Raw genomic sequence first — 21,730 nt, 5'->3', positions numbered from 1 at the left:
GCCCGCCGTCAGGGAGCGTGCTGCGCGGCCAAGGCACCCGCACGCGACGCCGCCGGTGTCTAGCCCGGTGACGGGCTGCTCGACGCCGCACGCGACCGGCGTCAAGCGCCATGCGGTCCGCCCTGGCGTCATCGCGCGCCCGGGCCGCCGGGAGCACGTGCCCGTCAGCGCGGCGGCGACGCCCCGCCTCGGCGCGGTGCCGAGGCCGTCCCCGCCGCGACGGTGGGTGGAGGCGACCGCGCGGAGCACGTTGGCTGGCCCGGCGCGGCCCGCTCTCCGGGCGCTCGCAAACGTCCATGCGGCGGACGACCGGCCTCCGCGCCGGCACCCGACCTGGAAGGCCCGGCGGGAATGGGCACCGAGATGTGAAAATGCGGTGCGTGGTTCCCATGGCCCGGCTGCGCCGCCCGGCATGGTAGCCTGGCCCGGCATTAGAGCACGGGCTGCATAAAGCGGAGGGGCGTATGACGCTGCTCGTAAGGCTGCTGGCCGGCATCACGCTTGAACGAACGACTGTTCTGGCAGCGATCGCAACGCTGTTGTGGGCCTATCCGGCCCGGTCCGTCGATATATGGACGGTCGGCATCGACAACACCCGCCAGGGCTGGAACAAGTTCGAGACGATACTGAAGCCCGCGAACGTGCCGGGGCTCAGGAAGACCCGCGAGTTCATCGTCGACGAGAAGATCGACGTCACGCCGCTCGTCGTCGGCAACAAGCTCTACGTGTTCACGATGACGAACACGGCGTTCATCTTCGACGTCAACACCGGAGCGCAGATCGCCAGACGTCAGCTCGCGCCGCCGTTCGACCCCGCCGACATCGCCAACCCGCGGGGTCCGAATTGCTGCGGCATGGACAAGTGGAACATCTACCGGAACTGGGGCATCACCGCGACGCCGGTGATCGACGTCGCGACGAACACGATCTACGCGACGACCTTCGGAAAGCCCGCCGCGGACAGCAGCAACCAGGAGCGCATCAACATGCTCTGGGTGCTCAACGCGGACACGCTCGACAACCGGCAGGAGCCCGTCCTCATCGAGGGCGAGGCCGACAACGGCGGCGGCGGGATCGCAAACCGCTTCGCCGTACCCTACCAGAAGATGCGGGCGGGCCTGGGGCTGCTGACCGAGCCCGGCGGCAACAAGGCCGTGGTCATCTCGTTCTCCATGAATGGCGAGAATCCGCGTGGGCCGGGACACGGCTTCGTCGTCGCCTACGACGTGCGCGGCCTCCACCGCCAGGCCGGCTTCGCGCCGAGGCCCGCGATCTGGAACGTCACGCCGGGGGGCGGCGCCGGCGGCGTGTGGATGTCAGGCTCCGGCCCTGCCATCGACGGCAACGACATCTACCTCGCCACGGGCAACGGGATGGATCCCGGCAAGGCGAGGGCCGAGAACCTGCCCGACAGCTTCGCCGAGAGCTTCGTGAAGCTTCGCTACACCGCCGGCACGCCGAACGCCAACGACGGGAAGCCGACGCTCGCCGTCGCGGACTTCTGGAATGCGTTCAGCGACTTCGGGCGCGCGGACGAGGACCAGGACCTCGGCGCCGCGGGGATCGTCCTGGTGCCCGAGCGGGGCAACCTGATCGGCGGCGGCAAGGACGGCATCCTCTACAACCTGAACAAGGACAACCTCGGCCAGACCAGCTGGAATCCCCACTTCAATCTGCCCTTCGTGGCGACGTACCTGCCCAACCTGCCCAACAACAAGGCGGGCCTGGCGACGAATGCGGCGGTCGATCCGCAATGGCCCATCGTCGACCTCGACCGCAACACCCCCGCGCGGACGCCGAACGGCAAGAGCTTCCACATCCATGGCACGCCCGTGTACATGGAAACGGCGACGGGCGGGATCGTGTATCTCTGGGGCGAGAACGAGCGCCTGAAGGCCTACAACCTCGACTTCGCCACGAAGCGCATCGCGGGGTTCCGTGCCCAGGGGGCGCAGTTCGCGTCGGGCGCCAACATGCCCGCGCCCGGCGGCATGCCGGGCGGCCGCCTCGTGGTCTCTTCCAACGGCACGGCCAAGGACACGGGCGTCGTCTGGGGCGTGTATCCGACCGACGGCGACGCGAACGCCGGAAGCCGTCCCGGCGCGCTCGTTGCCTACGACGCAACGACGATCATCGGCGGCAACCAGATGAGGCAGCTTTTCCACAGCGGCAACAATGCCAACAAGCTGGGGAATTTCGCGAAGTATTCCACGCCGGTCGTCGCCAACGGGAAGGTCTATGTCGGCACCTTCGGCACACCCGGTCCCGATGGCCAGCTGATATACAAGGTCGTGCAGTACGGCCTTTGAGGAACCATCGGTCCGGCCCGTCCGACGCGTCGCGTCTTGCGCCCTGCATCGACAGAGCTTGATGACGGATGTGGACGCAAGATCTACCGCTTCATTCCAAACCCAGGTTCGCCGGGAGGCCCCGATGAGGAACGTCATGGTGTCCGCGGCCATGGCCGTGCTGGCCTGCAGCGTGATGCATCCTGCACGGGCACAGCCGGCGGCCCAGGCACAGGAACAATCCGCCGCGAACATCGCATCGGGACGTGATGGCCTGGGCGACCTGGAGAAGATGACGTTCGACTGCCCCAGGGCCGGACTGAACGCGGCGGCCCGGGAGGCATCGAAGCATCCCTCCCAGGGATCGTATCAGTTCGCCTACTTCAAGATCATCAACGGCTCCCACCACTCATCCTATGAGATCGCCTTCCAGAGCAACCAGGACGCCGAGCCGGAACTGAAGTACTGCGTGTCCGTCTACTGCCAGCAAGGCTGGGATCCGGCGAGCAAGACCTCGGTCACGCTGATGCCCAGCGGGCGCCCGCCCAAGGGAGCGTCGGCCCACGTCGCGGCCTGCGGTCGCGGCCATGCCCCCGTGAAGCGTTGATCGGCACGATGCGGGTGCGGGTCGAGAGCGGCGCCGGCGGATCCTCGGCAGCGGCATTGCTGGCCGGCGCGTCCTGAGCGGCACCGTCGCCCCGGCTGGGCGCAGGCTGCCGGATGCGGGCCGCCTCGGCCCGGCGCCGCGCGTCCCGAAGCCAGCCGGCGCGCTGCGCCGGCTGGTGGAAGGGGGCGGCACGCCGGCGTGCCGCCCGCGGGTGCAGGACAGCCTGCTCGCCCTGCCAGGCGGGGCGCCGAGGGTCGTGTCCGGCGACAACACGGAGGCAGCGGCCGTCAGCGCGGCACGGGCCCGGGCCGAGCCGCACCCATCCTGCGGCCGGCATCCGCCACCGGCGGCCGGAACGCGCCCCGGCCTCCTGCCAACCGCGCGACGGGTGAAGCGTCGCGCGCGTCAGGCGCCGGGCCGACCGATTCCGCGGCCCTCGGCGCCGCCATGCCGGCGGCGGGTCCCGCGGGTCGGAGGTCGGAACTTCGGGCGCCGGGCCTCAGCCGCCGACCGGCTTGAAGTCGTAGGTGCCGACGCCCTGCAGGATGGCGAAGCGCGCCCGGCCGCCATCCTGGCCGGTGACGCGGTGCGCGGTATGCGGCGGCACCGCGTGCATCTGGCCCGGCTGCAGCACGGTCACGCTGTTCGGCGCCCGGGTCTCGATCACCATCGGGCCCTCCATGCACCAGAAGGTGTCGGTCACCTCGGAATGCCAGTGCCAGGGCACCTCCTGCCCCGCCGCCAGGGTCAGGATCTGCATGCGCAGGCCGGCGGCCTCGGCGACCAGCTCGCGCTGCTCAAGCGGGTACATGGCGTTCACTCCTGGGCCGGGTGGGTGGCGAGCCAGTGGCGGGCGATCTCGGCGCGGCGGCAGACCCAGACGTCGCGGTGGCGCGCCACGTGCTCGAGGAACCGCTCGAGCGCCGCGGCGCGGCCGGGCCGGCCGGCGAGGCGGCAATGCAGCCCGACCGACATCATCTTCGGCGCCTTCGCCCCTTCCCGCATCAGGAAGTCGAAGCTGTCCGTGAGGTGCCGGGTGAAGCCCTCGCCCGAGGTGAAGCCGGGCGGCACCGCGAATTTCATGTCGTTGTTGTCGAGCGTATAGGGCACGACCAGCAGCGGCCTGCCGGCGCAGCGGACGTAGTAGGGCAGGTCGTCGGCGTAGCTGTCGCTGTCATAGAGGAAGCCGCCGTGCTCGGCGACCAGGCGGCGCGTGCGCAGGCTGATCCGGCCGGTGTACCAGCCGACCGGCTTCTGGCCGGTGGTGCGCTCGATCACCTCGACGCAGCGGGCGATCTCGGCGCGCTCCACTGCCTCGGGCACGTTCCTGTAGTCGATCCAGCGCCAGCCATGGGACGCCACCTCGTGCCCGGCCTCGGCGAAGGCGCGGGCGACCGTCGGGTTCAGCTCGAGCGCGCGGCCGACGCCGTAGATCGTCAGCGGCAGGTCGCGTTCCTTGAACAGCCGCAGGATGCGCCAGACCCCGGCGCGGGCGCCGTAGTCGAACTGCGTCTCGGTCGAGAGGTCGCGCTCGGGGCGGGACGGGCCGCCCGGGACCTCGTGCAGGTACTGCTCGGAGCCGGCATCGCCGTTGAGGACGGTGTTCTCCGCCCCCTCCTCGTAGTTCAGCACGAAGGAGAGGGCGAGGCGGGCGCCGCCGGGCCATCGCGGGTCGGGCGGGGTCGGGCCATAGCCGAGGAAGTCGCGGGGGTGTTCGGTCTCGGCGGCGAGGATGGTCATGCCGGGGATGCTACGCCGCTACGTTACGGCCGCAAGCGGCAAGGCCGGGGGAGACGGTGTTCTCCCCCGGGCCCCCTCATCCATTCTTCCGGGTCCGGCATCCGCCGCGCCGCGAGTGCCGACCGGACGCTCAGTTCTTCGCCTTGTCGACCAGGGCGTTCTTCTTGATCCAGGGCATCATGGCGCGCAGCTTCTCGCCGACGTCCTCGATCTGGTGCTCGGCGAGCTTGCGGCGGGTCGCCTTGAAGCTGGCCTGGTTCACCTTGTTCTCCAGCATCCAGTCGCGGGCGAACTTGCCGGTCTGGATGTCGGCCAGCACGCGCTTCATCTCGGCCTTGGTCTCGGCGGTGATGATGCGCGGCCCGGTCACGTACTCGCCGTACTCGGCGGTGTTGGAGATCGAGTAGTTCATGTTGGCGATGCCGCCCTCGTAGATGAGGTCGACGATGAGCTTCACCTCGTGCAGGCACTCGAAGTACGCCATCTCGGGGGCGTAGCCCGCCTCGACCAGCGTCTCGAAGCCGGCCTTGATCAGCTCGACCAGGCCGCCGCAGAGCACGGTCTGCTCGCCGAACAGGTCGGTCTCGCATTCCTCCTTGAAGGTCGTCTCGATGACGCCGGCGCGGCCGCCGCCGATGGCGCTGGCATAGGACAGCGCGATCTCGAGCCCGTTGCCGGACGGGTTCTGGGCGAGGGCCACCAGGCAGGGCACGCCGCCGCCGCGCTGGTATTCGCTGCGCACGGTGTGGCCCGGGCCCTTCGGCGCGATCATGAAGACGTCGAGGTCGGGGCGCGGGTCGAGCAGGTTGAAGTGCACGTTCAGCCCATGCGCGAAGGCGAGCGCCGCGCCCTGCTTCATGTTGGCGTGCAGGTGGTCGCGGTAGAGGTCGCCCTGGCCCTCGTCCGGGGTGAGCACCATGATGACGTCGGCCCACTTCGCGGCCTCGGCCGGCGGCAGCACCTTGAAGCCCGCGGCCTCGGCCTTCTGGGCGGAGCCGCCGGGGCGGAGGCCGATGACGATGTCCTTCTGCCCGCTGTCGCGCAGGTTCATCGCATGGGCATGGCCCTGGCTGCCGAAGCCGATGATGGCCACCTTCTTCGACTTGATCAGGTTCACGTCGGCGTCGCGGTCGTAGTAAACGCGCATGGCTGCGCTACTCCCTCTCTCTTCAGGATAGTCGTGTCAGGCCTGCAGGCCGCCGGGGCCACGCGCGATGGCGACGACGCCGGTGCGCGACACCTCGGTCAGCCCGATCGGCCGCATCAGCTCGATGAAGGCGTCCAGCTTCTCGCCCGCGCCCGTCATCTCGAAGACGAAGCTCTCGGTCGTCGCGTCCACCACCCGGGCGCGGAAGGCGTCCGCCAGGCGCAGCGCCTCCATCCGGTGCTCGCCGCGGCCGGCCACCTTGATCAGCATCATCTCGCGCGCGAGGTGCGGCCCTTCGAGGGTCAGGTCGGAGACCTTGTGCACCGGCACCAGCCGGTCGAGCTGCGCCTTGATCTGCTCGATCACCATGTCGGTGCCAGAGGTGACGATGGTGATGCGCGACAGCCGCCGCGCCTCGTCCACCGGCGCCACCGTCAGGCTCTCGATGTTGTAGCCGCGGCCGGAGAAGAGGCCGACGACGCGCGCCAGGATGCCCGCCTCGTTCTCGACGAGCACGGCGATGGTGGCGTTGCGGAAGGTCGTGTCGGTGGAAGCGGGCATGATCGTTCTTCGGTCGGGGCGTGCATTAGGGAAGGCGGGGAGGCCTGTCCATCCCCCGCCGCGCGGTCGGGCCTCAGGCGGCCCTCAGACCAGGACCTTCCCCTCATCCGTCACCCCGGCGACCCCGCCGGCCTGGCCCGGGGCCAGGATCATCTCGTTATGCGCCGCGCCCGAGGGGATCATCGGGAAGCAGTTCTCGTCCTTGGCGACGGCGATGTCGGCGATGACCGGGCCGGGATGCGCCAGCATCTCGCGGATCCCGGCATCGAGGTCCTCGGCCCGCGTCACCCGGATGCCCTTGGCGTGGAAGGCATCGGCCAGCTTGACGAAGTCGGGCAGCGCCTCGGAGTAGCTCTCGGAATAGCGGCTGCCATGCAGCAGTTCCTGCCACTGCCGCACCATGCCCATGTACTCGTTGTTCAGGATGAAGACCTTCACCGGCAGCCGGTACTGCGCCAGCGTCCCCATCTCCTGGATGTTCATCAGGATCGAGGCCTCGCCGGCGATGTCGATCACCAGCGCATCGGGGTGCGCGATCTGCACGCCCATCGCCGCCGGCAGGCCGTAGCCCATCGTCCCCAGCCCGCCGCTCGTCATCCAGCGGTTCGGCCGGTCGAAGCCGAAATACTGCGCCGCCCACATCTGGTGCTGGCCGACCTCCGTCGTGATGAAGGTTTCCTGCCGCATCTCGCGGGTGATCTCATACAGCCGCTTCACCGCGTGCTGCGGCTTGATGATGCTGCCTTCCTGGCGGTACTGCAGGCAGCGCGTTTCGCGCCAGCCCTCGATCTGCCGCCACCAGCCGGCGATGGCCTCGCGGTCCTGGCCAGCGCCCTCCTCGCGCCAGGCCTCGACCAGCGCCGCCAGCACGCGCGCCGCGTCGCCGACGATCGCCACGTCCACCTTGACGTTCTTGTTGATGCTGGACGGGTCGATGTCGGCGTGGATCTTCTTCGAGTTGGGCGAGAAGGCGTTCAGCCGCCCGGTCACCCGGTCGTCGAAGCGGGCGCCGATGTTCAGCATGACGTCGCAGCCATGCATGGCGAGGTTCGCCTCGAAGGTCCCGTGCATCCCGAGCATGCCGAGGAATTGCGGGTCCGTGGACGGATAGGCGCCGAGCCCCATCAGCGTGTTGGTGCAGGGCATCCCCGTCATGCGGACGAACTCGCCGAGCAGGCGGGACGCCTCGGGGCCGGAGTTGATCACCCCGCCGCCGGCATAGACCACCGGGCGCTTCGCTCCCTTCAGCAGCTTCACCGCGGCGCGGATCTGCCCCGCATCGGGCTCGGTCATCGGCCGGTAGCTGCGGTGCGCGGTCTTCGGCGCCTCGCTGTAGGGCCCCTTGCCGATCAGGATGTCCTTCGGCAGGTCGATCACCACCGGGCCGGGCCGGCCGGACTTGGCGACGTAGAAGGCCTCGTGCACCGTGGACGCCAGCTTGCCGATGTCCTTGACGAGGTAGTTGTGCTTGGTCGCGGGGCGGGTGATGCCGGTGGTGTCGGCCTCCTGGAAGGCGTCGTTGCCGATCAGGTGGGTCGGCACCTGGCCGGTCAGGCAGATCACCGGGATGCTGTCCATCAGCGCGTCCACCAGGCCGGTCACCGCGTTGGTGGCGCCGGGGCCGCTGGTCACCAGCACCACGCCGACCTTGCCGGTGGAGCGCGCATAGCCCTCGGCCGCGTGGACGGCGGCCTGCTCGTGCCGCACCAGGATGTGGCGGATGGCGTTCTGCTGGAAGATCGCGTCATACAGCGGCAGGACCGCGCCGCCGGGATAGCCGAAGATGACCTCGACGCCCTGGTCCTTCAGCGCCTGGAGGACGATCTCCGCACCGTTCATGGTGCGGGCCTCGGTCTCGGTCTTCAGGGTGGCGGACATGGGGGTCATCCTCGGGCATTGGCTGCCGCCCGGCTTTTGCCCGGCGGCGGCGAGGGCCGGAGCACTACGCCCCCTGCTGCGCCGCGTCAACGCCCCCGATCAACAAACGCGAAGATTTCCGGCGCGTCGCTTTCCTGAAATTGCGTCTGACTGCTTATTCGCGCATGGATGATATGCGTGAGGCTCGGGTCGGCCCCGGGATGGGTCAGCCGGTGGTGGCGGAACCAGGTCGCCTGGCGCTTGGTGTACTGCCCGGTGTTCAGCACCGCCCGCTCCCGCGCCGCGGCCAGCGGCAGCCGGCCGGCCAGGTGCGCCAGCAGCTCCGGCACCCCATGCGCCCGCATCGCCGGCAGCGCGGGGTCGAGGCCCAGCGCGCCGAGCGCCGCCACCTCCGCCAGCGCGCCGCCCGCCAGCATGGCGTCGAAGCGGGCGGCGATGGCGGCCCGCAGCGCCGCGCGCGGCGGGTCGAGCAGGATGGCGGCGAAGCGCCAGGGTGCGGGGCCGCTATGCGCGCCCTCCCGCTGCCAGGCGGCCAGCCCATTTCCCGTCGCGGCCAGGACCTCCCAGGCCCGGGCCAGGCGCTGGCTGTCGCCGGGGCGGAGGCCGGCGGCCGTTTCCGGGTCCAGGGAAGCCAGCCGGGCATGCAGCGCCGGGGCGCCGATCTCCGCCAGCAGCGCCCGCGCCGCCTTTCGCGCCTCGGCCGGCACCGGCGGCAGCTCGGACAGGCCCTCGGTCAGCGACAGGAAATAGAGCCCCGTGCCGCCGCAAAGGATCGGCAGCCGCCCGGACGCGCGCGCCGCCGCCATCTCCTCCAGCGCCCGCCCGCGCCACCAGGCGACGCTCGCCGCCTCGCCCGCCGGGCGCACGCCGTAGAGGCGGTGCGGCACCAGCGCCTCCTCGGCCGGGGTCGGCCGCGCCGTCAGCACCCGCAGCCCGGCGTAGAGCTGCATGGAATCGGCGTTGATGACCGTCCCGCCGAGGCGCCGCGCGAGGCCCAGCGCCAGCGCCGACTTGCCGCTCGCGGTCGGCCCGGCGACGATCAGCGCCCTTGGCAGCCCCCTTGGCAGCGCCCCGCCATCGGCTGATTGCGTCATGCGGCGCGCTTCGCCATAGGGGGCGCCGCATGTCCCAGATCCTCACCCTGATCGCCACCCCGGGGGGGCTCGGCCAGTCCCACCTGCTCCGCAGCCGCGGCGCGCTGCAGGCGCTCGGCGCCGATGCGGGCACGCCCGACTGGCTCTCGCCCGGGGAAGCCGCCGACATCCCCTTCGACGGGCTGGCCGCCGAGCAGGCGACCGCGGTCGCCACCCAGGCGCTCGAGGGCGCCGCGGTCGACGTCATCGCCACGGCGGCGGAGGGCCGCCGCAAGCGGCTGTTGCTGGCCGACATGGACAGCACCATCGTGACGTCCGAGACGCTCGACGAGATCGCCGCCTTCGCCGGGCTGAAGGAGCGGATCGCCGGGATCACCCGTCGCTCGATGAACGGCGAGCTCGACTTCCGCACCGCGCTGATCGAGCGGGTCGGCATGCTGGCCGGGCTCGAGGTCTCGGCGCTGGAGCGGACCTGGGAGGCGACCGAGCTGACCGGCGGCGCGAAGGCGCTGGTCGCCACCATGCGGGCGAACGGCGCGCATTGCGCCATCGTCTCCGGCGGCTTCACCTTCTTCACCGGCCGCGTCGCTGATCTCGTCGGCTTCCATGCGCACTACTCCAATACCCTGGAGATCGCCGATGGCAGGCTGACCGGCAAGGTGGCGGAGCCGATCCTCGACCGCGACGCCAAGCTGGCGACGCTGAAGCGCCTGGCCGCCGAGCATGCCCTGCCGCTCGAGGCGGCGCTGACGGTCGGCGACGGCGCCAACGACCTGGCGATGATCCAGGCGGCGGGGCTCGGCGTCGCCTTCCGCGCCAAGCCGGTTGTGGCCGCCGCGGCGCGGGCGAGGCTCGACCATGCCGACCTGCGCGGGCTGCTGTTCGCCCAGGGCTACCGCGCGGCGGAGATTCTGCCGGGCTGAGCCGGCCGGCGCGGCCCGCCGCCGCGCCCTGCCTGGACGCGGGTTGCGGTCCGGCCTGACCGCAAGCCGCGGCAGCCCGTTGCGTCCAGGGCAGGGTCACGCATCCGGGCGGTCCCGCCCTGCCCCGCCCTAGCCCAGCCGCGGCGCCACCCGCGCCCGCCAGCGCACCTGCCTCGCCGGCAGGCTCAGGGTGCAGCGCAACCCGGTCTGGTCCCAGTCCATCTGCAGCCGGCCCTGCAGCTGACGCACGATGGTGCTCTGGATCAGGCCGGTGCCGAAGCCGCGGCGCGCCGGCGGCGCCTCCAGCGGCGGCCCGCCCCGCTCGTGCCAGATCAGCACCAGCCCCTGCGTCGCCGGCTCCTGCGACCAGGCGATCGAGACATGCCCGCCCGGCCGCGACAGCGCGCCGTACTTCGCCGCATTGGTCGCCAGCTCGTGGATCGCCATGGCCACCGCCTGCGCCGCCCCCGGCGCCAGCCCGACCAGCGGCCCGTCGAGCTGCACCGCCGCCTCCAGCCCGCCGCCGCCGCGATAGGCCGCCAGCTCCTCGGCCAGCAGCGCCCGCAGGTCGGCGCCGTTCCAATTCTCGCGCGCCAGCAGGGTATGCGCCAGCGCCATGGCGGCGATCCGGCCCATCACCGCCTTCTTGAAGGCCGCCGGGTCCTCGGTGCGGGTCAGGGTCAGCACCGACTGCACCACCGCCAACGCGTTCTTGGCGCGATGGTCCACCTCCCGCGCCAGCAGCATCTTCGCCTCCTCCGACCGCTTGCGCTCGGTGATGTCGACGGCGGAGGGGATCAGGTGGGTGACCCGCCCCGCGGCGTCGCGCAGCGGCGCCACCTGGAAGTCGATCGCCATGCGGCTGTCGCCGGCCATCCGCACCTCGACGTCGTAGCGCGACGCCTCCCCGGCCGCGGCGCGCCGGCAGGCCGCGCGCACGCCCGCCGCCACCGCCGGGTCGTAGGACCACCAGTAGGCCTCCCAGAAAGGCCGGCCGCGCACCTCCTCCAGCGTGATGCCGGCGGCGTCCAGCGGCGCCCGGTTGGCATCCAGCAGCGTGCCGTCCGGGGCCAGCACGCCGACAAAGGCGAAGAGGTTGTCGAGCACCCGGCGCAGCATCGCCTCGCTGTCGCGGACCACGGCCTCGGCCGCGACGCGCTCGGTCACGTCGCGCACCAGCGCCGCGACGCGCTCCGGCCCCGGGCTGAAGATCCGGATGCTCAGCCGGCGGCCGATCGAGCGCCCCTCCTCCGCCTCCAGCACCTGCGGCTCGCCGGTCCCGGCGGCGCGGACATAGGCGTCGAGGACATGCGGCGCCATGTCGGGGAAGAGCCCGCGCATGGTCCGGCCGATGCAGGCCTGCGGCAGCCGCCCGGTCAGCCGGTCGGCCGCGTCGTTGCGCTCCAGCAATCGGAAATCGACGATCGCGCCAGCCTCGTCGCGCGTCGCCTCCCACAGCGCGAAGCCCTCCTCCATCCGCTCGAACAGCGTGCGGAAGCGTTCCTCGCTCGCCGCCAGCGCCGCTTCGGCCGCCTTCCGGGCGGCGATGTCCTCGATGACCGAGATGAAGCGGTCCGGCCGCCCCGCGGCATCCCGCAGCACGGAGACGGTGAGGTTGACCCAGGCCACGGCGCCATCGGCCCGGATGTAGCGCTTCTCCATCGCGTAGGTGCCGAGCCGGCCGGCCAGCAGCGCGTCGCCCTGCGCCAGGTCGGCGGCGAGGTCGTCAGGATGGGTGATGTCCTGGAAGGTGAGGCGGAGCAGGTCCTCGCGCCGGTGGCCGGCGATGGCGCAGAAGCGGTCGTTGACCCGCAGCCAGCCGCCGTCCAGCCCGACATGGGCGATGCCGACCGCGGCCTGCTCGAAGGTGGCGCGGAACTCCGCCTCGCTGGCCGCCAGCGCCTCGCGCGCGCGCCGCTCGCCGTCCACGTCCACCAGGGCGACGACGCCGCCGACCAGCCGGCCCTCCGCGTCCCGCACCGGCCGGCCCATGATCCGCATCCAGGCGCGGGTCCCGTCGCCGCGCTGGTAGTGCACCTCGATCGAGGGCGCCTCCTCCCCGGCCAGGACCATCCGCGCCAGCGGGTATTCGTGCCCCGCCACCAGGCTGCCATCGGCGTGGAAGGCGACCCATCCGCCGTCGCCGCCGAGGTCGGGCGACTGCGGCAGCGGGTGGCGCACCAGCGTCCCGACATGGGCATTGGCGCCGAGGATCCGGCCGGAGGGCAGTTCCGCCATGATCAGCCCGACCGGCACCGTCTCGACGATGGTCCGCAGCCGCGCCTCGCTCTCGGCCAGCGCCCGCTCCGCGGCGACCCGGGCGCTGACGTCGCGCAGGATGCCGGTGACCAGGCGCCGGCCGCCGGCGGCGAAGCCGGCGACCGAGGCCTCGACCGGGAACTCGCTGCCGTCGGCGCGGCGGGCGGTCAGCGTGCGGCCGGGCGCCATCTCCGGCGCCCCTTCCGGCCGGATCAGGCCGGACAGCCAGGCGCCGTGCCGCCCCGCCGTCCCGGCCGGCATCAGCAGGCCGAGGTCCTGGCCGACCAGCGCCTGCGGCCCGGGATGGCCGAACATCCGCGCCGCGGCCAGGTTGGCCGAGACGATGACGCCCGCCTCCGTCGCCACCACGATGCCGTCCAGCGCGCTGTCGACCACCGAGCGCAGCCGCGCCTCGCTCTCGGCCAGCGCCTCCCGCGCCGCGTGCAGGGCGGTGACGTCGGCGACGCTCTCGGCCACCGCCACGGCCCGGCCGGCGGCGTCGCGGCGCAACGCCTTGCGCGCCACCACCACCACTTCATCGCCATCCCGGCAGCGCTGCCGCAACTCGCCGAGCCACTCGCCGTCGCGCAGCAGGACCGCCTCGATCTCCGGCAGCGGCACCGGGAAGACGGTGCCGAGCAGCTGGTGCGCGCTGCGGCCCATCGCCTCGGCCGCGGTCCAGCCGTAGAGCAGCTCGCAGCCCTTCGACCAGAAGCGGATGGTGCCGTCGACGTCGCGCGCCATGGCGGCGGCGAGGTCGAGCGTCGAGAGCAGGTCCTGCAGCCGCGCCGCGTTGTCGGCCAACGCCGCCTCGGTCATGCGGCGCTCGGTCACGTCCTGGCAGCTGCCGACCACGCGGCGGAATCGGCCGTTGGCATCCGGCCTGGGCGAGGCCAGCTCCTCGACGATGCGGATCGTGCCGTCGGGCCGGCGGATGCGGTGCTCGATCCGGTAGGGCCGGCCGCTCCGCAGCGCCTCCCGCAGGGTGGCGCGGACCTGCGGCCGGTCGGCCGGCGGCACGGCCTCGAGGAAGACCGCGGTGTCGACCGGCGCGCCCGGCGCCAAGCCGAAGATGCGACAGGTCTCCTCGGTCCAGCGCAGCGTCGCCGCCCCGGGATCGGTCAGCTCGGCGTCCTCGGCAGCCGTCTCGGCCACCTCCCAGGTCCAGCCGCCGACGCCGGTGAGCTGCTGCGCCGAGGCCAGCATCGTCTCCTTCTCGGCCAGCGCGGCATAGGCCCGGCGCTCGGCCTCGACCCGCCGCTGCAGCGCCGCCTCGGCGGCGGCGAAGCCCTGGCGCAGCGCTTCCAGCTCGGCGACCGGAACCGGCGGCAGCTCGGCCGCGGTGCCGCGGTGCCGCTCGGGGTCGAGCGCCACGCCGCGCGCATGCGCCGCCAGCGAGCCGAGCGGCCGCAGCAGCCGCCGGGCCAGCAGCAGGGCCAGCCCGCCCGAGGCCAGCAGGGCGAGGCCGATGCCGCCGGCCATGCCGAGCAGCGGTTCCAGCCAGCTGGCGCGGTAGACGGCATGGGGGACCGAGACGGTCACGCTCCAGCCCGGCGCCGCGGCCAGGGCCATGTTGGCGAAGAGCCTGTCCTCCCCGTCGAGGCCGGTGCGGCGGACGATCCCGCCGGTGCCGCCGAGCACGGCCCTGAGGTCCGGCGGCAGGACCGTGCCGCGGAAGCGGCCGTCCGAGCGGGCGATGACGGTGCCGGCGGCATCGACCAGCCCGGCGAAGGCGCCGGGTTCCAGCTGCTGCGCGGCGAGCATGGCGTCGAAATGCCCGGGGTCGAGCGAGCCGCCGGCCGCGAGCAGCGGCGGCGCGCCATCGGTGCGCGGCACCGGCACCACCACGGCGACCACGGGGTAGCGGACCAGCGGCCCGGCAATCAGGTCGGAGACCACCGGCTGGTCCTGCCGGATGGCGGCGCGCAGCACCTCCGCGGCCACGCCGGTATCCGGCAGCGGCATGCCCGGCGGCACCTGGTGGTGCAGCAGGAAGCGGCCATCCCGGTCGGCAACCACGATCCGCATGCCGCTGGCGGCGGCGACCCGGACGGCATGGGCATGCGCCGCGGCCGGGTCGGCGATCCGGCTGCCGTCGCCGAAGGCGGGCGAGGTGGCGAAGGCGGTCAGCGCCTGGGTGCGGCCGCGGATATCGGCGTCGACCGCAAGGGACAGCGCCCGGGCGGTGTCGCGCAACCGGGCCTCGAAGGTGGCGCGATAGGCACCGGCGGCGGTGTGCAGGGCCAGGCCGCCGGCGGCGAGTGCCGGCAGCAGGGCGGCAATAAGGATGCCCGCCAGGTGCAGCCGCAGGCCGAACGGAGCGGGCGCCGCGGATCCGGGCCGCACACCCCGCCATTCATCGCCCTGCTGCAGATCGTGATGTTCTAGCAACGAATCGGGCATGGGCTCCGTCGTGTGACGCTCATGTCAAGCTGGAATGGAGCAGGGATTTCCAAGCGAATGACGGCAAGGCGCAGTCGATGGAACGATAAAGGAATGGTTCCAGAACGCTTCACGCAATATGCTAATATAGTATATATTATCTGGCTACATTCAAGCCGCGCGGTGGAGCCGCCGCAGCAGGGCGGGCAAGGCCTTGCCCGCGCCGAGACAGGGCGGCCTTTCCCCCGCCTCGCAGGGGAGGTCGAGGCCGGCCCAACCGGCCGGCCGCTGCAGGCGCGTCGCGCCGGGCGGCGTCGCCCGGCGGGATCCAGGCCGGGCCGGGCGAGACCGCCCGGCCGGGCTCAGCCGGGGCTGCCCTTCTCGCCGCGCAGCCGCAGCGGCACGAAGCGCTGGCCCTGCGCGGTCTCGATCAGCAGCAGCGCGGTCGGCCGGTTCTGCTTGCGCAGCGCGTCGAGCCGGGCCTGGACCTCCTGCGGGGTGTTCACCCGCTCCTGCTGCACCTCGACGATCACGTCGCCCGGGCGCAGCTCGCGCTCGGCCGCCGGGCTGTCCGGCGCGACCTCCACGATCACCACGCCCTTCTGCTCGGGACGGAGGGAAAAGCGGTCGCGCGTTTCAGGCGAGATCGGCCCGACCCGGAGGCCGAGGCCGGCCAGCTCGGTCGGCCTATTGGCCGGCGGCGGGGTGGCGGCGGCCTGCTGCGTCTCGGCCGGAAGCTCGCCCACCGTGACCTGCAGGGTCTCCTCCTTGCCGTCGCGCCAGACCACCACCGGCACGGCACGGCCGACCGGTGTGTCGGCGACGATGCGCGGCAGGTTGCGCATCTCCTTCACGTCCTGGCCGTTGAATTTCAGCACCACGTCGCCGTTCCGGATGCCGCCCTTGGCGGCCGGCCCGTCCTCCTGCGCCCGTGCCACCAGGGCGCCGCGGCCGCCGCCCTTCAGCCCGAGGCTCTCGGCGATCTCGTCCGTCACCTGCTGGATGTTCACCCCGAGCCAGCCGCGGCGAACCTTGCCGCCCGGCTCCTGCAGCTGCGCGGTGATGTTGCGCGCGAGGTTCGAGGGGATCGAGAAGCCGATGCCGATCGACCCGCCGGAGGGCGAGTAGATCGCGGTGTTGATGCCGACGACCTTGCCTTCAAGGTTGAACAGCGGTCCGCCGGAATTGCCGCGGTTGATGGCGGCATCGGTCTGGATGAAGTCGTCGTAGAGGCCCTGGCGGATGTCGCGGCCGCGCGCCGAGACGATGCCCGCGGTGACGGTGCCGCCGAGGCCGAAGGGGTTGCCGATCGCCAGCACCCAGTCGCCGACCTGCGCGGTGTCGCTGTCGCCGAACTGCACGGCGTGCAGCGGCTTGTCGGTCTCGATCTTGAGCACGGCGATGTCGGTGCGCGGGTCGGTGCCGAGCAGCTTGGCGCGGATCGAGGTATTGTCCTGCAGGATGACGTTGATCTCGTCGGCGCCGTCGATGACGTGGTTGTTGGTCACCACGATGCCGCTGGTGTCGATGATGAAGCCCGAGCCGAGCGACTGGGCGCGGCGCGGCCGCTGCGGCTGGGCGGGGCCGCCCGGGCCCTGCCCCGGCCCCTGCCCGTCCGGCCGGTTGCGGTTGAAGAAGTCGCGGAAGAATTCCTCGAAGGGGCTGCCCGGCGGGGCCTGCGGCAGTTCCGGCGCGTCCGGCCGGTTGCCGCGCGCCTGCACCGTCTGGGTGGTCGAGATATTGACCACTGCCGGCAGCAGCTGCCGGGCGAGCGGCGCGAAGGAGGAGGGCGCATCCCGCATCGGCACCGCCACGGGGGCGTTCCTGGGCGTCGCGTCGGCGGGAGCGGGGGCGGGTTGCGCGCCCGCCGCCATGGGCAGGGTGGCGAGAAGGGCGGCCAGGACGGCGGGAGACAGGCGCATCGGGGGTTCCTCGACTGCGGAAAGGGAGGGAACGGGATGAACGCCGTTCGGTGCCCAAGGCTAGGTCAAATGGGCGGTGCCGGCCATCGCGCCGGGCACCCGTGGGCGGCGCGCGGGGGATCCGCGCGCCGCCGCAGGCTTCGGGGGTGACGGGCTACTTCGCCGCGGCCGGCGCCGCATCCGGCGACAGGCTGCGGAAATACTTGAAGAAATCGCTGTCCGGGCTGAGCAGCAGGCGGGAATCGCCGTCCGCGAAGGCCTCCCGCCAGGCCTGCATGGTGCGCCAGAACTGGTAGAAGTCCGGGTCGCGCCGATAGGCATCGGCGAAGATCCGGATCGCCACCTGCTCGCCCTCGCCGCGCAGCGTCTCGGCGCGTGACTGCGCCTCGGCGATCAGCACGGTGCGGTCGCGCTCGGCCGCGGCGCGGATGCGCTGGGCCTGCTCGGCACCCTCGGCGCGCTGCTCGCGGGCGACGCGTTCGCGCTCCGACTGCATGCGCGACAGGATGGCCTGGGTATTCTCCTCCGGCAGGTCGGCGCGGCGGATGCGGACATCCGTCACCTCGATGCCGAAGCTGCGGGCCTCGGCGTTCACCCGCTGGCGGATCTCGCCCATGATCCGCGCGCGGTCGGCCGAGAGCACCGCCAGCAACGGCTCGTTGCCGAGCGTGTTGCGCAGCGAGGAGGAGACGATCGGGCCGAGCCGCAGGCGGATGCCGTTCTCGGTCGCGCCGACCGTCTGGTAGAAGCGCAGCGGGTCGGTGATGCGGTAGCGGGTGAAGGTGTCGACCACCAGGCGGCGCTGGTCGCCGAGGATGACCTCCTGCCCCTGCGCGTCGAAGTCGAGCAGCCGGCGGTCGAAGCTGATGCCGGTCTGGATGAAGGGCACCTTCCAGTTCAGCCCGGGCTGGTCCGCAACGCGGATCGGCTGGCCGAACTGGGTGATCAGCACCTGCTGCGTCTGGTGCACCGCAAACAGCGAGGAGGCGGCGACGACGACGATGACGCCGAGCGCCACGGCGGCGATGACGAGGCGGTTCATCGGGCGGCCCCCTGCGGGCGGCTGTTGACGAAGGGGGGCGGCGTGGCGGCGGCCGGCGCCGCGGGCCGCGGCGCCCGCGCCTGGTCGCCGAGGTTCAGGAAGGGCACCAGGCCCTGCAGGCGGTCGTCGACGATGACCTTCGGGTTGCGCCGCAGGACTTCCTCCATGGTCTCGATGTAGAGCCGCCGGCGGGTCACGTCCGGCGCGGCGCTATAGGCGCCGAGCACGCTGGTGAAGCGCGCCGCCTCGCCCTTGGCGCGGGCTTCCTGGCTGTCGCGGAAGCCCTGGGCCTCCTGGATCATGCGCTCCGCCTCGCCGCGGGCGCGGGGGATGATGTCGTTGCGGTAGGCCTCGGCCTCGTTGCGCTGCCGCTCGCGGTCGGCCGCGGCGCGCTGCACGTCGCGGAAGGCCTCGATGACGGCGGCGGGGGGATCCACCTTCTGCAGCTGGACCTGGGTGATCGCCACGCCCGCCTTGTACTGGTCCATGATCGCCTGGGTCCCGGCGCGGACCTGGTCCTCGATCTGGCCACGCGCCTCGGTCAGCGCGGGCTGGATCGGCGTGCGGCCGATCACCTCCCGCATCATGCTCTCGGCGGCGGACTTGATCGTGTTCTCCGGGTTGCGGGTGTTGAACAGGAAGTCGCCGGCGTCGCGGATGCGCCAGCGCACCACGAAGTCGATGTCGATGATGTTCTCGTCGCCGGTCAGCATCAGCGATTCCTCCACCACGTCGCGCCCGACCGGGCCGCGGACGGAGGCCGGATCGCCGGAGCGGAAGCCGATGAAGACCAGGTTCTCGGTCGTGACGCGCGGCGTCTCCACCGTCTCGACCGGCCAGGGGATGTGGTAGTTCAGGCCCGGCGCCGCGGTGCGGTCGAAGGCGCCGAAGCGCAGCACCACGCCCTCCTCGTCCGGCTGGACGCGGTAGAAGCCGCTCGCGGCCCAGAGCGCGACGACGATCAGGGCGAGGATCGCCAGGCCCTTGCCGCCGGCGGCGCCGCCGCCGCTCGGGATGATGCGGCGGACCGCATCCTGCGCCTGGCGGATCAGGTCATCCAGGTCGGGACCGGGTCCGCGGCTGCCGCCACCGGGCGGGGTCGGCGGAGGCGACCCCCAGGGCCCGCCCGGTCGGGGATTGCCCCACGGGCTGGGTCCGCCGTTGTTCAGCGCCATGGATCGAGCCGGCCTCCACCTTTGTTGGTCTGGATCTTCGTTCTGCGCACCACGCGCCCGCGCCCCGATAGGGGCTGGATGCCACGGCGGTGCCCGTCCATATCACCTGACCAGGGGGCGCGCGAACCGCGCCCCGGCCGGCGTGTCCCGGACAGGGGCGATATTGTTGGATCGAGAGGGCTTTTCAAGCGATGGGCGAGTCTCTGGTCGAGGCGGTGCGGCAGGCGCTCCTGACGGTCCGTGACCCCGTGGGGGGCGGGAACGTGGTGGAGGCCGGGCTGGTGCAGGGCCTGACCGCCCGGGACGGGCTGGTGCAATTCGCCATCGCCGTGCCGCGCGAGCGGGCGCGGGAGATGGAGCCGCTGCGCCAGGCCGCGGAGAAGGTGGCGGCCGGGGTTCCCGGCGTCCTGAGCGCGACGGTGGTGCTGACCGCGCACCGCGAGCCGCCCGGGCCGAAGCCGGGCGGCGCCGGCCGGGCCGGGCCGCCGCCGGCCGCGGGCGGGCATGGCCATGGCCACGGGCCGATGGCGCCGGCCGGCCAGGGCGCACGCCCGCCCGCGGGCCAGGGCCCGATGCTGCTGCCCGAGGTCGGGAAGATCGTCGCCGTCGCCTCCGGCAAGGGCGGCGTCGGCAAGTCGACCACCGCGGTGAACCTGGCCGTGGCGCTGGCGGCGCAGGGGCTGCGCGTCGGGCTGCTGGATGCCGACATCTACGGCCCCTCGCTGCCGCAGATGCTGGGCGCGCAGGAGAAGCCGCGCACCGAGGGCAACACGATCATCCCGCTGCAGCGCTGGGGGCTGAAGGCGATGTCGATCGGCTTCCTGGTGGATGCCGAGACGCCGATGATCTGGCGCGGCCCGATGGTGATGGGCGCGCTCGAGCAGATGATGGGCCAGGTCGCCTGGGGCGCGCTCGACATCATGGTGGTCGACATGCCGCCGGGCACCGGCGACGCGCAGCTGACGATGAGCCAGCGGGTGCCGCTGGCCGGCGCCGTCATCGTCTCGACGCCGCAGGACGTGGCGCTGCTGGATGCGCGGCGCGGCGTCCGGATGTTCGAGAAGGTCGATGTCCCCGTGCTCGGGGTGATCGAGAACATGTCCTACTACTGCTGCCCGAAATGCGGCGACCGGGCGGAGCTCTTCGGCCATGGCGGGGCCAGGGCCGAGGCGGAAAGGATGGGCGTGGAGTTCCTCGGCGAGCTGCCGCTGAAGCTCGACATCCGGCTGCTGGCCGATGCCGGCACGCCGATCGTCGCGGCCCGGCCGGAGACCGAGGAGGCGCAGGCCTATCGCCGCATCGCCGCCCGGCTCTGGGACAAGCTGCAGGGCGCGGGGGCCACGGCGGCGCCGCGCTTCGTGGTGGAGTAGGGAACAGGTCGGGAAGGGAAGATCATCGCCTTCCCGAACCCTGCCCCGCCCTTCGGGAGGCCAGCCGCCGCCGCACGGCGCCGGTCGAACCAGCCAGGCCGGAGGCGGGGTCCGGGGAGGATACCTCCTCCCCCGCCGTCAATAGGCGCTGGCCAACTCGCCCGCCTGGGTCTCGACCGGCAGGCAGACCAGCCGCGTGCCGTGCCGCGCCTTGAGGTGCAGGGCGGCATCCTCGCAGGCCTCGACCGTCGCATAGGTGCGGAAGCCCACGGTGGGCGCCGGGATGGGAATGGCGGGCACGGCTGGGCCGCCGGAGGCGATGCCGGCCAGGGCGGCCACCACGATATCGAAATCAGCCATGACGTTTCTCCGCGCGCCGGCCATCCGGCAGGTGGGAAAATGTCACATCGGCGACTTTGCTGCCGTGCGCTGCAGCACATGACGAATAATCCATACTAAGCCAGAAACCGTTCCGTTTCCGCCGCCGCCGGCATCGCCGCCGCCGCGCCTGGCCGGGTGCAGGCCAGCGCCGCCGCGGCCGAGGCGCGCCGCATCGCCGCCTCCAGCGGCAGCCCGCGGTCGAGCGCCGCGGCCAGCACGCCGCACCAGGCATCGCCGGCCCCGGTGGTGTCCACCGCCCGCACCGGAAAGGCCGGGACGCAAAAGGCGCCCCCGGCCGTCATGGCCTCCGCGCCCGCCTCCCCCAGCGTGACCGCGACGTCGATGCCGAGCGCCCGGTGCAGCCCGGCGGCATCCGCGGCGCAGGAGAGCCGGGCGGCGAGCCAGGCCGCCTCGTGCTCGTTGGCGACCAGCAGGTCGAGCGCGCGGAGCGCCGCCGCGTCGATCTCCGCGGCCGGCGCCAGGTTCAGCAGGACGCGGGCGCCACGGGCACGGGCGCGCCGGACCAGCGCGGCATTCTCGGCCGGCGGCACCTCCATCTGCAGCAGCAGGATGGTGGCGGGGCCGAGCGCCGCATCCTCGACCTGGCGCGCGCGGGCGGCGAGGTTGGCGCCGCTGCCGACGGCGATCTGGTTGCGGCCCCCGGGATCGACGCAGACCGCGGCGCAGGCGGTGGGCGCCTCGACGGTGGCGAGGCGCGAAAGGTCGACGCCGGCGCCGCGCAGCCCGGCCAGCGCGACCTCGGCCATGGCATCGGCGCCGACCGCGCCGGCAAAGGCGGTGGCCGCGCCGTCCAGCGCCGCGGCGACCGCCTGGTTGGCGCCCTTGCCGCCGGGCAGCGCGGCATAGCCCGGCCCGAGCACGGTCACGCCCGGCGCCGGCAGCGCCGGCAGGGCGAAGACCAGGTCGGCGACGACCGAGCCGAAGACGAGCACCGGCATGC

The 21,730-nt window shown here is 72.6% G+C and carries 16 protein-coding genes; 4 read left to right on the top strand and 12 right to left on the bottom strand.

What is annotated here, in order from left to right:
- Positions 1-464: 464 nt before the first annotated feature.
- Both E2C06_RS19510 and E2C06_RS19505 read left to right on the top strand, forming a co-directional pair.
- On the top strand, positions 465-2,309 hold the full coding sequence (locus E2C06_RS19510) for a hypothetical protein (RefSeq protein ID WP_133290289.1): 1,845 nt from the start codon (positions 465-467) through the stop codon (positions 2,307-2,309).
- Positions 2,310-2,433: 124 nt separating this feature from the next.
- Positions 2,434-2,895, top strand: a complete 462-nt coding sequence (locus tag E2C06_RS19505) for a hypothetical protein (protein ID WP_133290288.1) — start codon at positions 2,434-2,436, stop codon at positions 2,893-2,895.
- Positions 2,896-3,394: 499 nt separating this feature from the next.
- Here E2C06_RS19505 and E2C06_RS19500 read toward each other — a convergent pair whose 3' ends face one another.
- The 6 genes from E2C06_RS19500 to miaA all read right to left on the bottom strand — a co-directional run bounded on the left by E2C06_RS19500 (position 3,395) and on the right by miaA (position 9,315).
- Positions 3,395-3,706 (bottom strand): cupin domain-containing protein, encoded by a 312-nt coding sequence (locus tag E2C06_RS19500; protein WP_133290287.1) that lies wholly within the window; start codon positions 3,704-3,706, stop codon positions 3,395-3,397.
- 5 nt (positions 3,707-3,711) lie between these two features.
- Positions 3,712-4,635, bottom strand: a complete 924-nt coding sequence (gene puuE, locus E2C06_RS19495; protein ID WP_133290286.1) for an allantoinase PuuE — start codon at positions 4,633-4,635, stop codon at positions 3,712-3,714.
- A 130-nt stretch (positions 4,636-4,765) separates the two neighbouring features.
- Positions 4,766-5,782: a ketol-acid reductoisomerase gene (gene ilvC, locus E2C06_RS19490; RefSeq protein ID WP_133290285.1), complete on the bottom strand. Its 1,017-nt coding sequence runs from the start codon at positions 5,780-5,782 to the stop codon at positions 4,766-4,768.
- A 36-nt stretch (positions 5,783-5,818) separates the two neighbouring features.
- The gene (ilvN, locus tag E2C06_RS19485) at positions 5,819-6,343 is read right to left on the bottom strand and encodes an acetolactate synthase small subunit (protein WP_133290284.1); all 525 of its coding nucleotides are present in this window, start codon (positions 6,341-6,343) and stop codon (positions 5,819-5,821) included.
- Positions 6,344-6,427: 84 nt separating this feature from the next.
- Positions 6,428-8,221: an acetolactate synthase 3 large subunit gene (locus E2C06_RS19480; RefSeq protein ID WP_133290283.1), complete on the bottom strand. Its 1,794-nt coding sequence runs from the start codon at positions 8,219-8,221 to the stop codon at positions 6,428-6,430.
- A gap of 86 nt (positions 8,222-8,307) precedes the next feature.
- Positions 8,308-9,315: a tRNA (adenosine(37)-N6)-dimethylallyltransferase MiaA gene (miaA, locus tag E2C06_RS19475; RefSeq protein WP_133290282.1), complete on the bottom strand. Its 1,008-nt coding sequence runs from the start codon at positions 9,313-9,315 to the stop codon at positions 8,308-8,310.
- 29 nt (positions 9,316-9,344) lie between these two features.
- Here miaA and serB point away from each other — a divergent pair, with 29 nt between their 5' ends.
- Complete coding sequence (serB, locus tag E2C06_RS19470; RefSeq protein WP_133290281.1) at positions 9,345-10,238, top strand: phosphoserine phosphatase SerB; 894 nt, start codon at positions 9,345-9,347, stop codon at positions 10,236-10,238.
- Positions 10,239-10,367: 129 nt separating this feature from the next.
- Here the strand turns inward: serB and E2C06_RS19465 are convergent, their stop codons facing one another.
- From E2C06_RS19465 to hflK, 4 genes are all read right to left on the bottom strand, one after another.
- Complete coding sequence (locus E2C06_RS19465; RefSeq protein WP_133290280.1) at positions 10,368-14,843, bottom strand: PAS domain S-box protein; 4,476 nt, start codon at positions 14,841-14,843, stop codon at positions 10,368-10,370.
- Between the two features lie 398 nt (positions 14,844-15,241).
- Positions 15,242-16,801 carry a DegQ family serine endoprotease gene (locus E2C06_RS19460; protein ID WP_133290279.1) on the bottom strand — a complete coding sequence of 520 codons (1,560 nt, stop codon included), beginning with the start codon at positions 16,799-16,801 and terminating at the stop codon, positions 15,242-15,244.
- A gap of 154 nt (positions 16,802-16,955) precedes the next feature.
- Complete coding sequence (gene hflC, locus E2C06_RS19455) at positions 16,956-17,843, bottom strand: protease modulator HflC (RefSeq protein ID WP_133290278.1); 888 nt, start codon at positions 17,841-17,843, stop codon at positions 16,956-16,958.
- On the bottom strand, positions 17,840-19,018 hold the full coding sequence (gene hflK, locus E2C06_RS19450; RefSeq protein ID WP_133290277.1) for an FtsH protease activity modulator HflK: 1,179 nt from the start codon (positions 19,016-19,018) through the stop codon (positions 17,840-17,842). The genes hflC and hflK overlap by 4 nt, the downstream gene beginning before the upstream one ends.
- A gap of 191 nt (positions 19,019-19,209) precedes the next feature.
- Here hflK and E2C06_RS19445 point away from each other — a divergent pair, with 191 nt between their 5' ends.
- A complete protein-coding gene (locus tag E2C06_RS19445; RefSeq protein WP_133290276.1) occupies positions 19,210-20,388 on the top strand; it encodes an Mrp/NBP35 family ATP-binding protein in 1,179 nt (392 codons plus the stop codon).
- A 138-nt stretch (positions 20,389-20,526) separates the two neighbouring features.
- Here E2C06_RS19445 and E2C06_RS19440 read toward each other — a convergent pair whose 3' ends face one another.
- Both E2C06_RS19440 and E2C06_RS19435 read right to left on the bottom strand, forming a co-directional pair.
- Positions 20,527-20,748 (bottom strand): hypothetical protein, encoded by a 222-nt coding sequence (locus E2C06_RS19440; RefSeq protein ID WP_133290275.1) that lies wholly within the window; start codon positions 20,746-20,748, stop codon positions 20,527-20,529.
- A 95-nt stretch (positions 20,749-20,843) separates the two neighbouring features.
- Positions 20,844-21,728, bottom strand: a complete 885-nt coding sequence (locus E2C06_RS19435; RefSeq protein WP_133290274.1) for a PfkB family carbohydrate kinase — start codon at positions 21,726-21,728, stop codon at positions 20,844-20,846.
- Positions 21,729-21,730: the final 2 nt, after the last annotated feature.

This window comes from Dankookia rubra (genome assembly GCF_004355005.1).
In the GTDB taxonomy this organism is placed as follows: domain Bacteria; phylum Pseudomonadota; class Alphaproteobacteria; order Acetobacterales; family Acetobacteraceae; genus Paracraurococcus; species Paracraurococcus ruber_A.
Note: the sequence above shows the minus strand (reverse complement) of the source record. Positions and strands in the feature narration are given on the sequence as shown.